The sequence below is a fragment of the Mesorhizobium sp. M7A.F.Ca.CA.001.04.2.1 genome (assembly GCF_003998485.1).
Taxonomy (GTDB): domain Bacteria; phylum Pseudomonadota; class Alphaproteobacteria; order Rhizobiales; family Rhizobiaceae; genus Mesorhizobium; species Mesorhizobium ciceri.
Map to the genome: position 1 here is coordinate 1 of NZ_RZQT01000110.1, position 19,328 is coordinate 19,328.

General features: G+C 62.9%; 25 protein-coding genes and 1 pseudogene. 13 read left to right on the plus strand and 13 right to left on the minus strand.

What is annotated here, in order from left to right; genetic code table 11:
• Together groEL and EN955_RS26215 are read left to right on the plus strand one after the other, a co-directional pair.
• Positions 1–1,139 (plus strand): chaperonin GroEL (groEL, locus tag EN955_RS26210; protein ID WP_127223480.1); only part of this gene is annotated, 1,139 nt, incomplete at its 5' end.
• Between the two features lie 224 nt (positions 1,140–1,363).
• Positions 1,364–1,735: pseudogene (locus tag EN955_RS26215) on the plus strand (type II toxin-antitoxin system HicB family antitoxin); the annotation flags it as partial.
• An 87-nt stretch (positions 1,736–1,822) separates the two neighbouring features.
• Here EN955_RS26215 and EN955_RS26220 read toward each other — a convergent pair.
• On the minus strand, positions 1,823–2,458 hold the full coding sequence (locus tag EN955_RS26220) for a TetR/AcrR family transcriptional regulator (protein WP_013532391.1): 636 nt from the start codon (positions 2,456–2,458) through the stop codon (positions 1,823–1,825).
• A 102-nt stretch (positions 2,459–2,560) separates the two neighbouring features.
• On the opposite strand from EN955_RS26220, the gene EN955_RS26225 reads away from it, so the two are divergent.
• From EN955_RS26225 to EN955_RS26235, 3 genes are read left to right on the plus strand one after another with little or no spacing between them, the layout of a single operon-like run.
• Positions 2,561–3,568 carry an NAD(P)-dependent alcohol dehydrogenase gene (locus tag EN955_RS26225; protein ID WP_024505725.1) on the plus strand — a complete coding sequence of 336 codons (1,008 nt, stop codon included), beginning with the start codon at positions 2,561–2,563 and terminating at the stop codon, positions 3,566–3,568.
• Between the two features lie 34 nt (positions 3,569–3,602).
• Positions 3,603–4,049 (plus strand): OsmC family protein, encoded by a 447-nt coding sequence (locus EN955_RS26230; RefSeq protein ID WP_024505724.1) that lies wholly within the window; start codon positions 3,603–3,605, stop codon positions 4,047–4,049.
• Positions 4,050–4,065: 16 nt separating this feature from the next.
• Positions 4,066–4,452 (plus strand): nuclear transport factor 2 family protein, encoded by a 387-nt coding sequence (locus tag EN955_RS26235; protein ID WP_024505723.1) that lies wholly within the window; start codon positions 4,066–4,068, stop codon positions 4,450–4,452.
• A 95-nt stretch (positions 4,453–4,547) separates the two neighbouring features.
• On the opposite strand, the gene EN955_RS26240 is transcribed toward EN955_RS26235, so the two are convergent.
• From EN955_RS26240 to EN955_RS26270, 7 genes are all read right to left on the minus strand, one after another.
• Positions 4,548–5,159 carry a LysE family translocator gene (locus EN955_RS26240; protein WP_013532395.1) on the minus strand — a complete coding sequence of 204 codons (612 nt, stop codon included), beginning with the start codon at positions 5,157–5,159 and terminating at the stop codon, positions 4,548–4,550.
• Positions 5,160–5,240: 81 nt separating this feature from the next.
• On the minus strand, positions 5,241–5,561 hold the full coding sequence (locus EN955_RS26245; RefSeq protein WP_032809400.1) for a YkgJ family cysteine cluster protein: 321 nt from the start codon (positions 5,559–5,561) through the stop codon (positions 5,241–5,243).
• A gap of 55 nt (positions 5,562–5,616) precedes the next feature.
• A complete protein-coding gene (locus tag EN955_RS26250; protein WP_081714465.1) occupies positions 5,617–5,784 on the minus strand; it encodes a hypothetical protein in 168 nt (55 codons plus the stop codon).
• A 1-nt stretch (position 5,785) separates the two neighbouring features.
• Positions 5,786–6,193 (minus strand): hypothetical protein, encoded by a 408-nt coding sequence (locus EN955_RS26255; protein WP_013532398.1) that lies wholly within the window; start codon positions 6,191–6,193, stop codon positions 5,786–5,788.
• The gene (locus EN955_RS26260) at positions 6,193–6,420 is read right to left on the minus strand and encodes a hypothetical protein (RefSeq protein ID WP_013532399.1); all 228 of its coding nucleotides are present in this window, start codon (positions 6,418–6,420) and stop codon (positions 6,193–6,195) included. Before EN955_RS26260 ends, EN955_RS26255 begins: the two co-directional genes overlap by 1 nt.
• Before the next feature lie 359 nt (positions 6,421–6,779).
• Complete coding sequence (locus tag EN955_RS26265) at positions 6,780–6,989, minus strand: cold-shock protein (protein ID WP_010915421.1); 210 nt, start codon at positions 6,987–6,989, stop codon at positions 6,780–6,782.
• Between the two features lie 427 nt (positions 6,990–7,416).
• A complete protein-coding gene (locus tag EN955_RS26270) occupies positions 7,417–8,070 on the minus strand; it encodes a glutathione S-transferase family protein (protein ID WP_024505722.1) in 654 nt (217 codons plus the stop codon).
• 197 nt (positions 8,071–8,267) lie between these two features.
• On the opposite strand from EN955_RS26270, the gene EN955_RS26275 reads away from it, so the two are divergent.
• A complete protein-coding gene (locus EN955_RS26275; RefSeq protein ID WP_024505721.1) occupies positions 8,268–8,447 on the plus strand; it encodes a CsbD family protein in 180 nt (59 codons plus the stop codon).
• Between the two features lie 57 nt (positions 8,448–8,504).
• Here EN955_RS26275 and EN955_RS26280 read toward each other — a convergent pair whose 3' ends face one another.
• Positions 8,505–9,635: a metallophosphoesterase gene (locus EN955_RS26280; protein ID WP_024505720.1), complete on the minus strand. Its 1,131-nt coding sequence runs from the start codon at positions 9,633–9,635 to the stop codon at positions 8,505–8,507.
• A gap of 110 nt (positions 9,636–9,745) precedes the next feature.
• On the opposite strand from EN955_RS26280, the gene EN955_RS26285 reads away from it, so the two are divergent.
• Positions 9,746–10,339 (plus strand): hypothetical protein, encoded by a 594-nt coding sequence (locus EN955_RS26285; RefSeq protein WP_024505719.1) that lies wholly within the window; start codon positions 9,746–9,748, stop codon positions 10,337–10,339.
• Positions 10,340–10,359: 20 nt separating this feature from the next.
• On the opposite strand, the gene EN955_RS26290 is transcribed toward EN955_RS26285, so the two are convergent.
• The gene (locus EN955_RS26290; protein ID WP_245265429.1) at positions 10,360–10,986 is read right to left on the minus strand and encodes a TetR/AcrR family transcriptional regulator; all 627 of its coding nucleotides are present in this window, start codon (positions 10,984–10,986) and stop codon (positions 10,360–10,362) included.
• Between the two features lie 149 nt (positions 10,987–11,135).
• Between EN955_RS26290 and EN955_RS26295 the strand changes: the two genes are divergently transcribed.
• On the plus strand, positions 11,136–11,921 hold the full coding sequence (locus EN955_RS26295) for an NIPSNAP family protein (protein ID WP_024505717.1): 786 nt from the start codon (positions 11,136–11,138) through the stop codon (positions 11,919–11,921).
• Between the two features lie 83 nt (positions 11,922–12,004).
• On the opposite strand, the gene EN955_RS26300 is transcribed toward EN955_RS26295, so the two are convergent.
• Positions 12,005–12,817, minus strand: coding sequence for an alpha/beta hydrolase (locus EN955_RS26300; RefSeq protein ID WP_024505716.1), 813 nt, complete (start codon positions 12,815–12,817; stop codon positions 12,005–12,007).
• Positions 12,818–12,825: 8 nt separating this feature from the next.
• A complete protein-coding gene (choX, locus tag EN955_RS26305) occupies positions 12,826–13,764 on the minus strand; it encodes a choline ABC transporter substrate-binding protein (protein ID WP_024505715.1) in 939 nt (312 codons plus the stop codon).
• Positions 13,765–13,844: 80 nt separating this feature from the next.
• Here choX and betI point away from each other — a divergent pair, with 80 nt between their 5' ends.
• Together betI and EN955_RS26315 are read left to right on the plus strand one after the other, a co-directional pair.
• A complete protein-coding gene (gene betI, locus EN955_RS26310) occupies positions 13,845–14,483 on the plus strand; it encodes a transcriptional regulator BetI (protein ID WP_024505714.1) in 639 nt (212 codons plus the stop codon).
• Positions 14,484–14,606: 123 nt separating this feature from the next.
• Positions 14,607–15,365, plus strand: coding sequence for an SDR family oxidoreductase (locus EN955_RS26315; protein ID WP_024505713.1), 759 nt, complete (start codon positions 14,607–14,609; stop codon positions 15,363–15,365).
• Here the strand turns inward: EN955_RS26315 and EN955_RS26320 are convergent.
• The gene (locus tag EN955_RS26320) at positions 15,350–16,348 is read right to left on the minus strand and encodes a LysR family transcriptional regulator (protein ID WP_024505712.1); all 999 of its coding nucleotides are present in this window, start codon (positions 16,346–16,348) and stop codon (positions 15,350–15,352) included. The two genes, EN955_RS26315 and EN955_RS26320, sit on opposite strands and share 16 nt — an antisense overlap.
• A 106-nt stretch (positions 16,349–16,454) precedes the next feature.
• Here EN955_RS26320 and EN955_RS26325 point away from each other — a divergent pair, with 106 nt between their 5' ends.
• The 3 genes from EN955_RS26325 (at position 16,455) to EN955_RS26335 (ending at position 19,145) form a co-directional block, all read left to right on the plus strand.
• Entirely contained in the window at positions 16,455–16,934 is a 480-nt protein-coding gene (locus EN955_RS26325; protein WP_024505711.1) for a cupin domain-containing protein, read from the plus strand.
• Positions 16,935–17,092: 158 nt separating this feature from the next.
• Complete coding sequence (fumC, locus tag EN955_RS26330) at positions 17,093–18,490, plus strand: class II fumarate hydratase (RefSeq protein ID WP_024505710.1); 1,398 nt, start codon at positions 17,093–17,095, stop codon at positions 18,488–18,490.
• A gap of 235 nt (positions 18,491–18,725) precedes the next feature.
• Positions 18,726–19,145, plus strand: coding sequence for a DoxX family protein (locus EN955_RS26335; RefSeq protein ID WP_024505709.1), 420 nt, complete (start codon positions 18,726–18,728; stop codon positions 19,143–19,145).
• Positions 19,146–19,328: the final 183 nt, after the last annotated feature.

Genomic DNA, 19,328 nt, shown 5'->3' on the forward strand with positions numbered 1-19,328 from the left:
GCGTCATCACGGTTGAGGAAGCCAAGACCGCCGAGACCGAACTCGAAGTCGTCGAAGGCATGCAGTTCGACCGCGGCTATCTCTCGCCCTACTTCGTCACCAACGCCGACAAGATGGTTGCCGAGCTCGAGGACGTCTACATCCTCCTGCACGAGAAGAAGCTGTCCAACCTCCAGGCCATGCTGCCGGTTCTCGAAGCCGTCGTGCAGACCTCGAAGCCGCTGCTCATCATCTCGGAAGACGTCGAAGGCGAGGCTCTGGCCACGCTGGTCGTCAATAAGCTGCGTGGCGGCCTGAAGATCGCCGCCGTCAAGGCGCCGGGCTTCGGCGATCGCCGCAAGGCCATGCTGGAAGACATCGCCATCCTCACCGGTGGCCAGGTCATCTCGGAAGACCTCGGCATCAAGCTCGAGAACGTCGGCCTCAACATGCTCGGCCGCGCCAAGAAGGTGTCGATCTCCAAGGAGAACACCACCATCGTCGACGGCGCCGGCAAGAAGGCGGAGATCCAGGGCCGCGTTGCCCAGATCAAGCAGCAGATCGAAGAGACCACTTCGGACTACGACAAGGAGAAGCTGCAGGAACGTCTGGCGAAGCTCGCGGGCGGCGTTGCGGTGATCCGCGTCGGCGGTGCGACGGAAGTCGAAGTCAAGGAAAAGAAGGACCGCGTCGATGACGCCCTCAACGCGACCCGCGCGGCCGTCGAAGAAGGCATCGTTGCTGGTGGCGGCGTCGCGCTGCTGCGCGCTTCGGCCAACATCAAGGCCACCGGCGTCAATGCCGACCAGGCCGCTGGCATCAACATCGTTCGTCGTGCGCTGCAGGCTCCGGCCCGCCAGATCGCGGCCAACGCCGGTGCGGAAGCATCGATCGTTGCCGGCAAGATCCTTGAGAACAAGGGCGCGACCTTCGGCTACAACGCCCAGACCGGCGACTATGGCGACATGATCGCCATGGGTATCGTCGATCCGGTCAAGGTTGTCCGCACCGCTCTCCAGGACGCGGCCTCGGTCGCCGGCCTGCTCGTCACCACCGAAGCCATGATCGCGGAGGCTCCGAAGAAGGAGTCGGCTGGCGGCGGCATGCCTGGCGGCATGGGCGGCGGCGGCATGGGCGGCATGGGCGGCATGGATTTCTAATCCAGCCAACCTGGCTAAGCTTACGGAAAGGGCGGCAGCGATGCCGCCCTTTTTCGTTCTTTTAGGACGCGTCAGAACGGGTGTTGGCTGTCGTCTACAGGTCGCGTTACAATTCCACATCCGCGTAAGGGATATACCGACAGGAACCGTTCGCGCTTTGTTGAAGCAGGCGGGCCTCCTGAACCAAAAGTGAGAAGCTTGCGTTACATTGCTTTCACAAAGACCCGGATAGCATCTACGGTGTGAGCTTCCCCGACATGCCTGGCTGCATCTCGGCCGGAGTTACGATCGACGAAGCCGTACGCAACGGCGTAGAGGCGCTGTCGGGCCATGTCCGGATGCTGGAAGGGGATGGCGATCCCGTTCCGCCGCCGCGCGACTTCGATGCCATCATGAGCGATCCCGAACTGGCGGAGGATCGCGACGGCGCCATGACGACTGTCATTCCGTTGATCCGTGATCGCGGATCAACGACGCGGATCAACGTATCTTCCGATCTGGGCCTGCTCGAAGCTATCGATGCGACGGCGCGTGAACGTGGACAGACACGCTCGGCCTTCCTTGCTTCAGCTGCTCGCAAAGACATTGTGGATTAGCTGCGCAAAAAGCCCACTGCCTTCGGCTGCATGGCTGGAATACGCTGGGTCTTTGCCGCGTTGACCACATCAGGCGCGGTCGCAACGTTAGGTCCCCGGTGAGGATATCCCGACCGCGGAAATCGCCGCGTCGCGATTGCGGCCTGCTCCATCAAGCACCGCGGCTTCGATCAACGCCGCCACCTCATCGGCCACGGCCTGTACCGGGGCGCGGTCGCTTGTGGCGCGGGCGATCACCATCAGCCCTTCCAGTGACGATTCGACCAGCAGTGCCAATGCATGCGCGCGGCGCGCGGGCACCCCTGCCCTGACGAAGGCGTCCCGCAGCAGGCCTATCCACTGTTCGAAGGCCGAGCGGCACAACTCCGCCAGTTCCGGCACGTCGGTGGGCGAGTCCAGCACGACAGGCGCGATCGGACAGCCGAGTGAAAACTGGTTGTCTTCCAGCATGCGCCCCACCGACTGGTAGATATGATGGACGGCTACCGCCGGATCCTTTTCGGCGGCCAGCGCTTCGCCCAGCCTCTCCGTCACGTCGGCAACGCTGGCGCGCGTCACCTCGATGACCAATTGGTCCTTGCCGCCGGGAAAATGAAAATACAGCGAGCCCCGCGGTGCGCCGCTGGCGCTCAATATGTCGTTGAGCGAGGTGCCGTGATAGCCGCGCTGCCTGAGCAGCAGCCCAGTCGTCTCGAGTATGCGGGTGCGGGTGTCGTTGGCCATGTCAACCTCTGTCAGGAGAGATCATTATAGGCCTTGCGCAAAATATGACAATCGGTCTACATAATATGTAGATCAGTCTATATATTCCTTGAGGAGAACGAAATGCGCAACTACCGCCTCGAAGGATCCGGGACCGAATCCCTGGTGATGCGCGAGGCGGCGCAGCCAGAGCCGAAACCGCATGAGATCGTGGTGCGCGTTCGCGCCACATCGCTCAACCGACGCGACACGATGATCCTCAACGGCACCTATCCGCTGCCGCCACGCCAAGGCGTCGTTCCGCTGAGCGACGGGGCTGGTGAGGTTGTCGCCGTCGGCGCTGCCGTCACCCGCTTTGCCGTCGGCGACCGTGTCACCGGCAGCTATTTCGCGCGCTGGATCGACGGCCGCATCCATGCCGGGCTCGTCGATCAGCTCGGCTGCACGCTGGACGGCATGCTGGCGGAATATGCGGTTCTCGACGAACAATGGGCGGTGCGGCTGCCCGATCATCTCGACTGGCAAGAGGCCGCAACGCTGACCTGCGCCGGCCTGACCGCCTGGAATGCGGTGACGGGCGCCGGAATTCCGAAGCCCGGCCAATGGGTTCTGGTCATCGGCTCGGGCGGCGTCTCGCTCTTTGCATTGCAGTTCGCCAAGCTGCTCGGCTGCCATGTCGCCGCCGTCACCTCGCGCGGCGAGAAAGCCGACAGGCTGCGGGCGCTGGGCGCCGACCTGGTGATTTCGACACCGGATATGCCGCAATGGGGTGCGGCCGTCCGCGACCAGACCGGCGGCATCGATCTCGTCGTCGAGACCGGTGGCCCGGCGACCTTCGCGCAGTCGCTGATCGCCAGCACGCTTTACGGGCACATCGTGCTCTTGACGCTGCAGGATGCGAAAGGCGGATCGATCCAGCTGCCGGCGGCACTCTACCAGCGCAGCCTCGCCACCATCAGCCGCCTGTTCGTCGGCAGCCGGACCAATCTCGAAGCCATGCTGCGCGCCGTCTCGCAGCACCGCCTGCGGCCCGTCATCGACAAGGTCTTCGCCTTCACCGAGGCCGGCGATGCCTATCGCTATTTCCAGCAGGGCGACGTCTTCGGGAAGGTGATCATCGACGGCGCCTGACCCATCGAGTCCTCAAACCCAAGGGAGAACGACCATGACAATTCGTGAAGCCTCGGCCAAGTGGCAAGGGACGCTGAAGGAAGGTTCGGGCCGGTTGCGGCTCGGCAGCGGCGTCTTCGAAGGCGCCTATTCCTTCCCGTCGCGTTTCGAGAACGGTCCGGGCACCAACCCGGAAGAACTGATCGCCGCGGCGCATGCAGGCTGCTTCTCGATGGCGCTGAGCGCCATGCTGGGCAACGCCAATCATGTCCCGACAAGCATCAGCACCGTCGCCAAGTTGCATCTTGGCGCAACCGCTGCCGGTCCGACGATCACCCGCATCGAACTCGAAACCGAGGCAGAGGTCGCGGGACTTGCCGAAGATGAATTCGAGCGCCTTGCACAGTCCGCCAAGGCGGGCTGCCTCGTCTCGCGGGCCCTTGGCGGCGTGTCTCAGATCACCCTCAAGGCAACGCTCGTCGAAGCCACCAAAGGTCAATGAAGCCAGGAGAAAGAAGATGACACAGGAGCTTGTCATGGACGCAAACGCGTACGGTCTGTCCCAGCAGACGGCCGAGATCATGCGGCGCTACAACGACGTATTCCAGCGCCATGATCCTTCGGCACTCGCCGAGCTGGTGGCCGACGATTGCGTGATCGAGAACACCGTGCCGGCGCCGGACGGCGCCCGCCATGCCGGCAAGGAAGCGTGCGTCGGGCTTTGGACGGCGATCGCGACCCAAGCCGGCACGCGCTTCGATATCGAGGAAACCTTCGTTGCCGGTGACCGGGCAACGATCCGCTGGCGCTATTTCATGACCGACGGCAATTCGCTGCGCGGCGTCAACCTCATGCGTGTGGCCGATGGGCGGATCGTCCAAGCGATGGGCTATGTGAAGGGGTAGCGCGCGCCGAGCAATGCCCCGAAAGCGCATAACCGCTTTTCGCCCGGAATAGCGCAACAAAGGAGAGCGGATCAGCGAGACTGAACCGCTCCCCGCTACCGATCGGCCAGCGCCAGCTTTGCGCCGAGCATGACGAAGGCGCCGGCGAAGGTCCGGCGCATCCAGGTCAACACCATTGGCCGCGAGACGACATGGCTGCGGATCGAGGCTGCGAAGATGCCGTAGCCGACGAAAACCACGAAGGTCAAAAGCATGAAGACGGAACTCAGTTCCAGCATTTTCGACAGCGCATTGGGCTCGGTGGTGCTGACGAACTGCGGCAGGAAGGCGAAGAAGAAAATCGACAGTTTCGGATTGAGCACGTTGACGAGGATACCGGTGGCAATCACCTTGCCGGCCGAGCGCGGCGTCACATCCTGCTCGACGCTGAGGCCGCCCTTTTCCTTCAGCGTGTTCCAGGCCATGTAGAGCAGGTAGGCGACGCCGAGATATTTCAGCGTCTCGAAGGCGAGCGCACTGGTGTGCAGCAGCGCCGCCAGGCCAGTGATGGCGGCGGCCATGTGCGGGATGATGCCGAGCGTGCAGCCGAAGGCGGCGATGACGCTGGCCCGCGCACCGCGCGAGAGGCCGGCGCTCAGCGTGTAGAGAACGCCGGTGCCGGGCGAAGCCACGACAATCAGGGACGTCAACAGAAATTCGATGCTCACGATGGTTCCTCCGCCACCCTACCCGGCCAGGAAGGTACCGGGCTGCGGGTCGGCGCACAAGCGGAGGCGACGGGAGATTGGCTACACCGGTAATCCGAGCGCCTGGCGTGCCATCAGACACTCCTCGTCGCCGGGCATGCAGGCGCGACAGACGTCCGGCCGCACGTCGTAGATGCCGCAAGCGGTCGACTTGCCGATCTCGCCGGACAGCGCCGAGCAGCGCACGCCCTCGCAACGCATGCCTGACAGGTCGGATGCGACATATTTTTCCGGGATACGGTCGAGCTGTGCGTCATCCTCGGTGGAAAAGCGCGGCCACTCGGCCGAATAGGAACAGCAGGCACCGCAGCTTTGGCAATCGAAGGTGCCCTGTTGCGACGACAAAACGCTTGCGGCGGCCACCAGGGCGGACAGCCCTGGCGCGGCGGGGTTGTGATCGGCGTCTTGCGGCAAGGCGCTATTTCTTCTTGGCCGTCTTGCCCTTCGGCGAATCCGCCGGCGACTTGAACAGGTCGGTCGCGGCCTCGGTGGCGTCGCCGGCTTTCGGCGCGGCAACCGGCTTGGCCGGTTTTGCCACGGCACCCGAGGCTGCCGGCTGATCCTTGGAGGAGAATTTTATGGCCATGTCAGTCCTCGTCGGCGAAGCGCGATGATGGGGCGCGCGGATTGCGCAGGCGGCCGATCAGCGCCGAAACGGCCGTGATGTTCATTTCCTCGGGCGACCAGTTTTTCACCGCCTCGATGTGATGGGCTGCCAGCTCGCGATGCGTGCTGCCGCTGTAGGCGGCGTCCTGATACGTCACCCGCTCATGGGTCTTGGCGTCTTCGCGGACATACTCGATCAGGTAGTTCGGGCATTCGGCGCGGCCGCGCACGCCGACGCGAACCTGGGCATCACCGTGGGCACGCTTGCAGCGCTCGAGCTTTTCCAGCACACGCCGGACGAATTCGACCGGCTTGTCGAGGCCTTCGACCATATCGGCAATGGTTGCGTCGGCGGCGATCGGTGTTGGCGGTACGCGTTTGGTGGCCATCAGCGTCGTCCGGCCCGCTTCGGCAAAGCGGCTAGCGCGGCGGCGGCGGCCATCTCGTCGGCCTCCTTCTCCAGGCGCAATTCGCGCAGACGCGCGGTCTTGGCTTCGCGTGCCTCGCTGACGGCGTCGCGCTCGGAATTGATGCGGTTGAGCGACATCGACTGGGTTTGCGTCTTGCTGAACAGGGACACGGCCTGATCGACGGTTGTCTTTGAACTGGTGGTCAAATCTTTCTCCTGTCAGGAGCCTGTGCCGATGGAGCGAGACCGGGTCTTCGGTCAGGATCACGCACAAAGCAATACGCGCGGCGAATTCAAATTGCTGGAGCGTCCCTTAGCACGTCCAGGCCGGCGCGCAGCGCACTTTCGGCGGCAAGGCGCGGAAAATGAAAAAGGCCAGGCACCGCCTGACCTTCCATGAGAGCGTCGCGCAACCAGATGACATCCAAAAGGATGCACCGCACGGGAACGCCCTGCTTATGCACATGATATGCCGTGGAAACTCAGGTCGCCGCGGCCATGCGCCCGAATTCGCCACTCACCGGTGCCAGTACATCCGTGGTCACCGGGAGAGCAGAATTCGTTTTTCAGGCCGCCTTCAACTGGTCGGCGGACATCTTGCCCGACTTGTTGTCGCGGACCATCTCGTAGCCGAGCTTCTGGCCCTCGACGATGTCACGCATGCCGGCGCGCTCTACGGCCGAGATGTGGACAAAAACGTCGGCCGAGCCGTCGTCAGGCTGAATAAAACCAAAACCTTTGGTGGCGTTGAACCATTTAACTGTGCCGGTGCTCATGACGAACCCTTTCCATGGCAAATATTCGTTCGACGCCATGCGGATGCACAACGTCGTTTGTCCCGATTTTTGATGTGGGAAGTTCGTCAAAGGCGCGCTCGAAAGCGCGGATAACAAAAGTCAGTCAAACAAATATCGACGATTTGCTTGTAGGCTTCTTTTGGCGCGCTGTCAAATTTGCATAAAGCCACAGATGCGGATTTCTCCCAAAACGCCAGGCCAAACCTGCTGGCATGACGGCAAACCGGGCGCCAAACAGCGCGCTTGCGCCAAGTTGAAAAAATTTTCTGGCATCCAGGAACCATCCGCGCAAAGGCGCATTTATGCCTTGTCGTCAGCAGTTCGTGAGAGCAATCGAAAGAACGGTTGATGGCAAAGACGCCCCCCGCACGATAAAAGGTGCGAGGGGCGTTTTCGTTGGATCCGGCTATTCGTCCGGGCCGGGTTCCGGCCACCTCTCCTTGGCCGCCTCGGCATACCAGTGCCGCATCGCCGGCGTTGCCAGCACGGCGTCGACATAGGCGCGCGTATCCGGCGCCAGCGTGCCGCCATAGGTGTCGAAACGGGTGACGACAGGAGCATACATGGCGTCGGCCGCGGTGAAATGGCCAAACAGGAACGGGCCGCCCCTGCCGTATTTTTCCCGGCACTCGCGCCACAGCACCTCGATGCGGGCGCGTTGCGCCTCGCCCTCGGCGTCGAGCGGCTTGTGGCCCTTCGGCCGGCGCAAATTCATCGGCCAGCCATAGCGGACTTCGCGAAAGCCGGAATGCATCTCGCTCGCGGCCGAACGCGCCAGCGCGCGGGCGTCGATATCGGCCGGCCAGAGATTTCTCTCGGGAAACAGGTCGGCGAGATATTCAAGGATGGCAAGGGTTTCCCAGACGATCTTGCCATTGTGATTCAGCACCGGCACCTGACCGGTCGGCGACACTTTCGCCAGATTGGCAAAGGTTTCAGGCGTGCGCAGCCGCACGAAACCTTCCTCGAACGGGATCTCCAGGTGCCTCATCGCCAGCCATGGCCGCAACGACCATGAGGAGAAACACTTGTTGCCGATATAGAGAGTGAATTCAGCCATTTTTCTCCCCGCATGCACGGCCATCCAAATTCCATGGTCGACGCGTGTTCGCAGCCTAGCCCACCAGCCTGCCCCAGGGCGGCGGCCGCGCGACCTGATCTGCCGTCCGGGCGACGCCTGGAACCTAACCGACGCCGGCTCGTTAGCTACCGCAAATGAATTCCTCCGAATTCAGAACCCCAGGAGATGCGCAAAAAATGGTGAACAAGGATCAGGTTGCGGGCGTGGCCAAGCAGGTCAAGGGCTCGGTCAAGGAAGCCGCGGGCAAGGCGACCGGCAACAGGCAGACCCAGGCCGAAGGCACGGGCGACCGGACCGCCGGTAAGGTGCAGAAGGCCTATGGCGACGTCAAGGACAAGGTCAAGAAGGCGCTCTGATCCGACATAGACAAACGCGCTTTGTCGAGGGAAAGGCGGTCGCGAAGGCCGCCTTTTTCAGGTGCTCCAACCCTTGCTGAAAGCATTGGTGAAGACGACCTCGCCGTGATCGCCGGCCGCCTCGCCCAGCACCACGTCCATGCCGTCGCTGGTCACCCTGATCAGCGCGAAACCGCCCATATAGGCAGCCTTCGGCTTGAACAGGTCGATCCCGTCCCTGCGATAGATCAGCGGCGTTTCGTGCTGGTGGCCATGGAAAATGCCGACGACATTGTAGCCCTTCAGCGCCGCCAGCAACGCCTGCCGGTCGGCCTCGCTCCACCAATGCGGCGCACCACTGCCGTCATCGTCGAAGTGCCGCTTGGCGGCATCCCAACGTTCCACCGAGAAAGTGTCCCAGCCATAATGCTGGAACAGGATGACCGGACGGCCGTCCGCCGCATAGGTCGCCAGATCCTGCTTCAGCCATGGCAGGCTGCTCTCGGCGCCGTGGCCGGTATCGCCGGCGAAACGATGCGTCTGGATCAGATGCAGGCCGCCCCAGTCCCAGGAGTAACAGTCGGTGTCGACATCGTAGTCGGTGGCAGGCACCGGCGGCTTGAAGAACACGCCGGCGCGATGGTTGACCTCGACATAGTCGCGCAGTTCGCGCCGATACCAGTCGACATGGTGCGGCGGGCCGTTCTGGTCGAGATCATGGTTGCCGAGCCCGATATAAACCGGCATGTGCACGCGATCGGGACCGACGCCCTGGCTGTAGCGTTGGCTGAACTGGAGCAGTTGGGTGCCCTCGCTCGGCTGCGTGATCTGGCCGCCGCCATCGTCGGTGATGTCGCCGCCGACGACAAGGCCGAGCGGCGTGCCTATCCTGCCGGCCGAACGCAGGCCGGTGGCGACGCCATTGATCTCAGTTGGCCAGTCCTTGTCGCCAAGCGCATTCAGCACCGCCACGTTGCGCAGCAGCGCGGCGTCGGTCTTGCCTTCCTGCAGGCAGTTGGGGCTCAAGCCGCTCGCCATGCGGCAGGCATGGACATCGGCGATGAACAGGAAGGTGGCGTCGATCGACTGGACGCGTTGCCCGATCTGGCTGAAGGCCGGGCGCGACAAGGCGCCGGCCGCGGCAAATCCTGCAGCCTGCGCCAGGAAGTTGCGTCGGGAAAGCGATGCAGTCGAACGGCGATTCATCATACGCTGATTCAGCATGGACAGCGGCCGGTCGTCCAGCGCCTCTGCGCCATCATCGACATGACGCCACGGGTCTGGCATGTCTCGCTTGCGCAAGCGGAGGAGGACGAAAAATGAAAGCCGCACCTATCTGCATGATCCTGGCCGCGATGTTGTGCGCGAGCACTGCGCATGCGGCCGGTTGCGTCGACGTCAAGTCCGCCAGGAAGGGTTTCGTTCTGGCGAGACCCGGCATCCAGAGCGAATTTCGGCCCGTGGCTGGCGGGATGATGTCGGTTGTCAACACCTACGAATCGCAATCGCCTCAAACCCAGTATCTGTTCGCCGGCCTGATCGAGGTGTTTCGCGACAGCGACACCGGTCGCCAGGCGATGATCCCGTTTTCCGATCTGCGAAAACTGTTTCCGCTGAAGGCGGGGACAAAGGCCGCGATAGAGTTCGTCGAGTTGTCGCCGAACAAGCCGCCGAAGGGCACCAAGACGCTGAGCCTGGTCGTGAAGGGCAAGGAGACATTCAGCCTGGGCGAGTGCAAATACAATGTCCTGGCGGTCAAGGAGACCTTCAAGAACGGTGCCGGCGAGACGCTGGATTCATTTACCGCCCTCTATGCGCCAGATCTGCAGGCAGCGCTCGCCCGGCGCTACGATGAAGGCACCAGTTCGGAATCCGTCAACGGCTACGAGACGATCAAGCCACTGGCCGAGTAGCTGAACCAGAGCACGGCGAGTCAAGGGGTTCCCGGCCGTGGCAGTATTCTGTTGCGTCGCCTGGCCGCCAATGCGCCCTGCGATGGCGACGGCGCGCTGCGCTCCAGCCCCGCCAGACAATCCCGCAGCACGCTTGCATCCTGCGCCGTCTTGGCCATCGACATCGCTCCGGAATAGGCGGCGACCGTCAGCGCGGCGAAGCGTTCGGGGTCCGTGCCCTCGTCCTTGCCCACCTGCTGGTCGGCATGCAGCTTGTCGGCAATCGCGCGCCGCCACCCGGCAAAGATCCCGGCAAGGGCAATGCGGAAATCCGGGTCGGCAAGCGACAATTCGTGCGCCAGATTGTTGAGCGGACAGCCGCGCACGAAACCCTGCTGCTCCAGTTGCGCCGCCACGGCCTCGAACACCGCGCGCACGCCTTCGCGGGCTGATGCCGCCGCCAGCACCGGCGCGATCCATGTCTCTTCGACCGCTGCCGCCACACGCTCGTCGATCACCGCCAGCGCCAGCGCCTTCTTGGTCGGGAAATGGTGATGCAGCGCGCCGCCGCTGACATCAGCCGCCGCCATCAGGTCGCCGATGCTGGAGGCGTGATAGCCGCGCGCCTGGAACGCATCCTCGGCGACATCGAGCACTTTCTTGCGCATGCCCTCAGGGTCGTTGATGCGTTTTCCCGGGCGCGGTTTTGGTTGAGCGATCATCTCTGCTGACATTGCCGGACATTAGCATATTGACAAAACAGGACAACCGGTCTGTTTTACAAACAGGACAATCACCCTGTTTTGGAGAATGCCGGATGAACCTGCCCCAGAACGTCGCGACGAAACCCTCAGCGCTCGCCTCGCCTGTCGTCGAGCTGCGGCAATACACGCTGAAACCCGGCCGGCGCGACACGCTCATCGACATCTTCGACGGCAGATTGATCGAGGGCCAGGAGGACACCGGAATGACCATCATCGGCCAGTTCCGGGATCTCGATCGGCCTGACATGTTCGTCTGGATGCGCGGCTTCGACAGCATGGATGCGCGGAAAAATGCTCTTGCCGCTTTCTATGGCGGGCCGGTCTGGGCGGCGCACCGCGATGCGGCCAACGCGACGATGATCGATTCCGACGATGTGCTGCTGCTCAAGCCGGCGTGGCCGGGCGCCGGCTTCGACCTCGCGGGGGCGCAGCGGCCAAGCCTGGCCGGCGACGAAAAGCCCATTCTAAACAGGCTGCTGACCGGCATCGTTGTCATCGAGATTCATCATTTGCAGCCCGGCACGGAGGCAGATTTCACCACCCGCTTCGAGATTGAGACGGCGTGCCTGATGACAGCCGACGCACGCCTGCTCGCCGCGTTCGTGACCGAGCCTGCCGAAAACAGTTTTCCGCGCCTGCCGGTACGGGCTGACGAAAACGTCTTCATCAGCGTCATGGGTTTTGCCAGCACTGAAGCGCATGCCCGCCACAAGGCCGCGCTTGCCGCCTCGCCGGCATGGCAGGATTTTTGGCGGGCCGCGCAACCCGGCCGGACCAAACCCACGGAAACTTTGCGGCTGTCGCCGACATCGCAATCGCTGGTCGGGATCTATTCCTAAAGCGCGTCGACGCGCTTTAGGAATAGATCCTTTTTTGTGCATGTCATTCTCCCAAAACCGGGGCCACTTTTGGGCGACATGCATCAGACTTCAAATGCCTCGATGATGGTCTTGGCGACGAGGGCCGGATCTTCCCAATGCGGGTTGTGGCCACAGCTCTCAGCCCGAACGAAGACGGCTCCGGCAAGAGCGGATTGCAACGCCTGCTGGTGCGCCTCGGCGAACAGCGGGTCGCACGCGCCGGCAATGATCAGCGTCCGGACTTGCACGGCCCGCGCCGCATCGGTCAGATCGGCGCGGCGGATTTCCTCGAGAATCGCGCGCCAGCGCAGCGTCGGCATCGCCGAGGCCTCTTGCGCCAGGCCAGCGAGAAAGGCTGGAGGCACGTCGGGACTGCAGGCATGCCACCAGGCGTAGAACGGATCGGCCGGCGATATCGGGTCGCGCAGCGCCTCGACGCCCGCGACCAGCGGATGATCCGGCGCGAAATCGGGCTTCAGCGTGCCGGCCAGCACCACCAGCCCGCCAATCAGCTCCCTGTGTCGCCCTGCCAATGCGATGGCCACCATGGCGCCCAGCGAATGGCCAACGACGAGCGGCCGGTCGAGCCGCAAGCGTAGGATCAGCCCGGCAATATCGTCGGCGAAATCGGCTATGCCGCAGCCTTTGCCGGCCTGCGAGGAACCGTGGCCACGCAGATCCGGCATGATCAGACGGCGGCCGGCCAGATAGGGCGCCAGAAGCGAAAAGCTGCGGCTGGTGTCGGTGAAGCCGTGCACCAACAGCAGTGCCGGCTCGGCGCCTGTTATCTCGACATAGGCGATGTCGAGATTGCCGACAGTGACGAACTGCTTGCGGCCGGCCCAGCCGTCCTGGTTCGCGCAGGCATTCAGCACCGCCGCCCTCACAGGCCGAGCTTTTCCTTGACCGCGGCAAGGCCGGGTTGGCCGTCGAAGGTGGTGACACCGGCGAGCCAGGCATCGAGACGGCTCTTGTTGGCCGTGATTGCCTTCAGCGCGCCGTCCTCCGGCTTCATGCCGTCATTGATCAGATAACCCATGCCGACATTCTCGAAATCGATGTCGAAGGCGAGGTTTTTCAAGAACTGTGCGACGTTCGGGCATTGCTGCAGATAGCCCTTGCGCACCTGCGTCGTCACCGTCGCGGCGCCGAAATTCGGGCCGAAGAACTTGTCGCCGCCGGTCAGATATTTGAAGTCGTACATCGTGTTCATCGGGTGCGGCGCCCAGCCCTGGAAGACGATGAACTGCTTCTCCTTGATCTCGTAGCCGACCTCGGAAAGCATGCCGGCTTCGCTCGATTCGACCACCTGCCAGCCGTCCAGGCCAAAGGCGGGATCGGCGATAGCGTCCATCATCAACTGGTTTGAACCGGGCTCGATGCCGTACATTTTCTTGCCGAATTTGTCGGCGAATTTGTGCAGGTCGGAAATGTCCTTGACGCCGGCTTCCCAGACATAGGTCGGCACGGCGAATGTGTATTTGGCGCCTACGAGATTGACGCGCACATTCTCGACCGAGCCGTCCTTCTTGTAGGGCTCGTAATAGGTGACCATGGCCGGGTCCCAGTAGCCCAGGAACAGGTCGATGTCCCTGTTCTTCATGCCCTCATAGATGACGTTGATGCCGAGCACCTGGCTTTGCGGCTGGTAGCCAAGCGCCTCCAACAGGACATTTGCGACTCCTGTAGTGAAGGCAAGGTCGTTCCAGCCGGGTTCGGCCATGCGGACCGTCTTGCACTCTTCGGCCTCGGCCGCCTGGGCCGCATGAGTGGCCAACATGAGGCCGGCAAGGCAGACGCCATTTGCAAGGATGCGCAACATTTCGGTTCTCCTCGTCCACAAAATGACCAATCGGTCTTTTTATTGACCCATGGGTCAATTCTTGATCTGAACGGACGAAGATGTCAACGTGGATTCGACATGCATGGACCGATGCCGTGAAACTCAAGCGTCTCAGTGAGATCCGCCGCAAGGAATTGCGGCAGGCGGCCTTCGCGGTGCTGGAGCGCGAGGGTATTGCCGGCGCGACACTGGAAAAGGTGGCGGCGCAGGCCGGTGCCTCCAAGGGCATCGTGCTGCACTATTTCCGCAACAAGCAGGAATTGTTCGAGCACGCGATGCGTGAGGCAAACGCCGTCCTGTGCCAGGCGGTGATCGCGCGGCTTCGCCGGGCGCAGACGCCGATGGAGCGCATGGATGCGGTGATCGAGGGCAATTTCGAGGAGCATCTGTTCCAGCCGCCTCTCTGCCATGCCTGGCTGTCGCTCTGCGCCGAGGTGCCGCGCGACGAGAAGATGGCTCGTATCCAGAGGGTGATCCATGCGCGCATGCGCTCGAACCTGTTGTCGGGCCTGCGCGGCCTCGCCTCGCCCGGAGATGCCGACGACATCGCGCTTGGCGTCACCGCGCTGATCGACGGGCTTTGGTTGCGGCTCGGCCTGCAGCCGGGCAGCGTGTCGCGCGAACAGGCTGTCCGCCAGGTCAAGAATTATGTCGCGGGACGGCTGGCTTTGGGGGAGCTTGCGACCGCCGGCGCTTAAACCAGCCTCGGCCGGCCTGCCGGGTGGCGGCGGTCGAAGTTCATACCGTGGGATAGGCTGACGGCTTGACCTTGGCCGCCACTATACGGTGCTCTCGACGACGCAGAAATCTCGGAGCATCCGATGAGACTTCACAACAAGCGCGCGCTGGTTACCGGCGGGTCGGACGGTATCGGCCTGGCGATCGCCGAGGCCTTTTCGCGCGAGGGCGCGGACGTCCTGATCGTCGGCCGTGACACCAAAAAGCTCGACACTGCCGCCAAGCACCTCGGCGGCACTATCGAGACGCTGTCGGCCGATCTTGCCACCTCGGCCGGCATCGCGGCCGTCGGCGAGCACGTCAAAGAATCCGGTAGGCCGCTCGATATTCTCGTCAACAATGCCGGGGTGGCTTTCCTGGTGCCGTTCGAGACCGTCAGCGAGGCGCAGTTCCAGCAATCCTTCGCGCTCAATGTGACGGCGGTGTTCTTCCTCACCCAGGGTCTGCTGCCGCATCTGGCGGCCGGCGCGTCGGTGATCAACATCTCGTCCTATTTCGCCAACAAGATGATCCCGAAGCGGCCGTCGAGCCTCTATTCCCTGTCAAAGGGCGCGTTGAACTCGCTGACCAAATCGCTGGCCTTCGAACTCGGCCCGCGCGGCATCCGCGTCAACGCCATCGCGCCGGGCACTGTCGACACCGCCATGCGGCGCAAGACCGTCGACAATTTGCCGCCCGAGGCAAAGGCCGAGCTGAAAGCCTATGTCGAGCGCAGCTATCCGCTTGGCAGAATCGGCCGCCCCGACGATCTGGCGGGCATCGCAGTGTACCTCGCTAGCGACGAGGCGGCCTGGACCAGCGGCGGGGTCTTCTCCGTCGACGGTGGTTATACCGCGGGCTGATCCGTCCGGGCGCCACGCCAAGCGCCGACATTTTCAGCGACGCCACTTTCTACAAATCCAAGTACGCCTACCGCCTCCAGGACCTGATCGCGAACCCAGCGATGGGGTGGCTCGTCGTCGTGGCGCGCGTGCCAGTACATCCTGATTTCCGGAACAGCAATGGGAAGCGGCGGTTCAAAGATGACGAGCGGCAGGGTCTCGGCCGCCCAAACCGCGAACTGCCTGGGCACCGCCGACAGGTGGTTTCCATTTGCCACGGCTAATGCGACAGCCTGAAAGTGCGGCAGGGTCAGGCTTACACGGCGCGTTCGCCCGATCTTGCGGAGCGCCTCGTCGGTGGAGCCCGACATCGAGCCGTCGATAGAACGAAGAATATGGGGCAGTTCGCAGAAGAGGTCGATCGGCAGAGTCCTGCCTTCCATGATTCCCGCCTGCCTGATCGCAGCGTTGTCGTGCACGGCGATGATGGCGAATGGTGAATGGAACAGAGGCGTGCTTGAGACCCAGTCGGAGACCTCCAGCGGACGCTCCAGCGCTACGTCGATTTCATCGTCCTGGAGCAGCCGCGAGACATCGCCGCGCGCGCTATCGAGAAACCTTAGCGACGCGCGCGGCGCGGCGCCAGCGATGCGTGCCGCCAGCGCTGGCATCAGCATCATGGAAAAGAAATCCGCCCCCATGAACGTGAAGGTTCGCTCCAGTTCCGCCGGATCGAACGCCTTGGCCGAATGGAAGACGCGTTCGATCTCGCGAAGCGCCACGCGCAACGGCTCGGCCATGCTCTCGGCGCGCGGTGTCGGCATCATGTCATTGCCCCGTCGCACGAACAGCTGGTCGTTGAGGAGATGTCGCAAGCGATTGAGCGCAGCGCTGACGGCAGGCTGGCTGAGGCCGATCTGCTCGCCGGCACGCGTAACGCTTCTCTCCCGCAGAAGGGCGTCGAACACCTTGATGAGATTGAGGTCGAGCGCGTTCAAATTCATCGCATCAATTCGCCCCATACGATCATTCGATTTCCGTTGTCGGCGTATCCCTGGCTAGATCGTCATCGGCCCAGCAGGCACAGGCAACAGAAGGATCAGACACGCCATGACAATGACCCCCGGCACGATCACAGGCAAGGAACTCTTCTGGTTCAACAACACGCTCGTCGCGATCCACGTCTCGTCGATGGCAGGAGAGGACGGCATCTGCGTCGTCGAGCATCACATGCCCTATGGCGACTCGCCGCCGCTGCATGTGCATCGCAGGGAAGACGAAGTGTTTCACATCCTGGAGGGGAGATTGCGCTTTCAGATCGACGGCCACGAACGCATTGCGGACGCCGGCGAAACCGTCATCGCACCGAAAGGCCTGCCGCACACCTACCGGGTCGAATCCCCGGAAGGTGCGCGCGCCCTCACCATCACGCGCGGTTCGGATTTTGAGACGATGCTGCGTCAGGCGAGCCGTCCCGCCGAACAGCCCGAACTGCCGCCGCTGATGGAACCAACACCGGAAATCATCGCGGCACTGGTGCAGCTTTGCGCAAAAAACGGCATCGACATTGTCGGTCCGCCGCTGGGGTGAGAGGCCGAAACTGCGCAGCCCTTCCCTTCTCCCCTTTGTGGGAGAAGGAGAGACGCGCCGCGCCTTCAACCGATTTGCATCCTCGCCGCCCGCATTCTCCGCTTGAAGCCGTTTGTGCAACGCGATACGCCGTTGCCGACTTCGACAAGGAGAGACCCGTGACCGCTGCAAAGACCAGAACCGAAACCGACACGTTCGGTCCCATCGAAGTCGCCGCCGACCGGTATTGGGGCGCGCAGGCGCAGCGTTCGCTCGGCAATTTCAAGATCGGCTGGGAAAAGCAGCCGGCGTCGATCGTGCGCGCATTGGGCATCGTCAAGCGGGCGGCGGCCGAAGCCAACATGGAGCTCAAGCGGCTCGATCCTGCGATCGGCAAGACGATTGTCGAGGCAGCGCAAGAGGTCATCGACGGCAAGCTCGATGAGCATTTCCCGCTGGTGGTCTGGCAGACCGGTTCGGGCACCCAGTCCAACATGAACGCCAATGAGGTGATCTCCAACCGGGCGATTGAGATGCTGGGCGGTGTCATGGGCTCCAAGAAGCCGGTGCATCCCAACGATCACGTCAATATGAGCCAATCGTCGAACGACACCTATCCGACAGCCATGCACATCGCCTGCGCCGAACGTATCGTGCACGATCTGTTGCCGGCACTGAAGCACCTGCACAAGGCGCTCGCCGCCAAGAGCAGAGAGTTCAATCACATCATCAAGATCGGCCGCACGCACACGCAGGATGCCACCCCCCTTACGCTTGGCCAGGAATTTTCGGGCTATGCCGCGCAGGTCGCTTCGTCGATCAAGCGCATCGAGCTGACGTTGCCCGGCTTGCAGGAACTGGCGCAGGGCGGCACCGCCGTCGGCACGGGCCTCAACGCGCCGGTCGGCTTCGCCGAAAGGGTCGCGGATCGCATCGCCTCCATCACCGGCATCGCCTTCGTCACCGCGCCGAACAAGTTCGAGGCGCTGGCGGCCCATGATTCCATGGTGTTTTCGCACGGCGCCATCAATGCGGCGGCCGCCGCGCTGTTCAAGATCGCCAACGACATCCGCTTCCTCGGCTCAGGCCCGCGCTCGGGCCTTGGCGAACTGTCGCTGCCGGAAAACGAACCGGGCTCGTCGATCATGCCGGGCAAGGTCAACCCGACCCAGTGCGAGGCGCTGACGCAGGTCTGCGTACAGGTGTTCGGCAACAATGCGGCGCTCACCTTCGCCGGCAGCCAGGGTCATTTCGAGCTCAATGTCTACAATCCGCTGATGGCCTACAACTTCCTGCAGTCGGTGCAGTTGCTCTGCGACGCGTCGGTCTCCTTCACCGACAATTGCGTCGTCGGCATCGAGGCCCGCGAAGACAACATCAAGGCGGCACTCGACCGATCGCTGATGCTGGTGACGGCGCTGGCGCCGACCATCGGCTACGACAATGCCGCCAAGATCGCCAAGACCGCGCACAAGAAGGGCACCACTTTGCGCGAGGAAGCGCTCGCCACCGGGCTGGTCAGCGAAGCCGATTACGACCGCCTGGTGCGGCCGGAGGATATGACGCATCCGGGGTAGGCAATTCCAGGAAAAGTGTCTGCGGTTTTCGGTCCGGAATTGCGTCAACCAAAAGCCCGGTGTTTCGTGAGGGGAGAATTTACTCCCGTCACGACCTCACCCGAAGCGAATTTTGCGCAGGCCGCCCGATCACGGAAACGTAAGCACTGTGAACAATGTGTCGCCAGTCTGGTGGCTTTGGTGAACAGTCGGTTTGCTCTATCTCCCCGGCATCAACCCATCCCGGAGAGCCACCATGTCCACCAACATTTCAGTCGCCGGTTCCGGCGCATCCAATGCCTCGACCACCATCCTCCTCGGCCGCGTCCTGCTTGCGGTCATCTTCCTGCTGTCAGGCTACGGCAAGCTGACCGCCCTCACCGGCACGGCCGGCTATTTCGGCAGCCTCGGCCTGCCCTTGCCGACCGTAACGGCCACTGTCGTCGGCCTGATCGAGCTTCTCGGCGGCCTCGCCATCCTCGTCGGCTTCAAGACCCGGATTGTCGCCTGGGTGCTGGCGGTCTTCACGGTCGCTACCGGTTTGGTCGCCCATACCGGTTGGGCCGACCAGATGCAGATGATCCAGTTTCTCAAGAACCTCGCCATTGCGGGCGGCTTCCTCGTGCTGGCTTCCTCGGGCGCCGGTGCCTATTCGATCGACGCCAAGCGCGGCTGAGCCAAGACCCGGCAATAGCCGAACAAGAAAGCGGCGCGGAATTTTCCGCGCCGCTTCAGACTGCTGACAAACCCCGTCGATTTTCGGCGGGGTTTTTTTGTTATGTGATTGAAGTGTCTTGGACTGTTTGTGTCAGGGGATTTTGACAGGAGGCGTTGGGCCTCATGTGCGGGCCGACTTGGG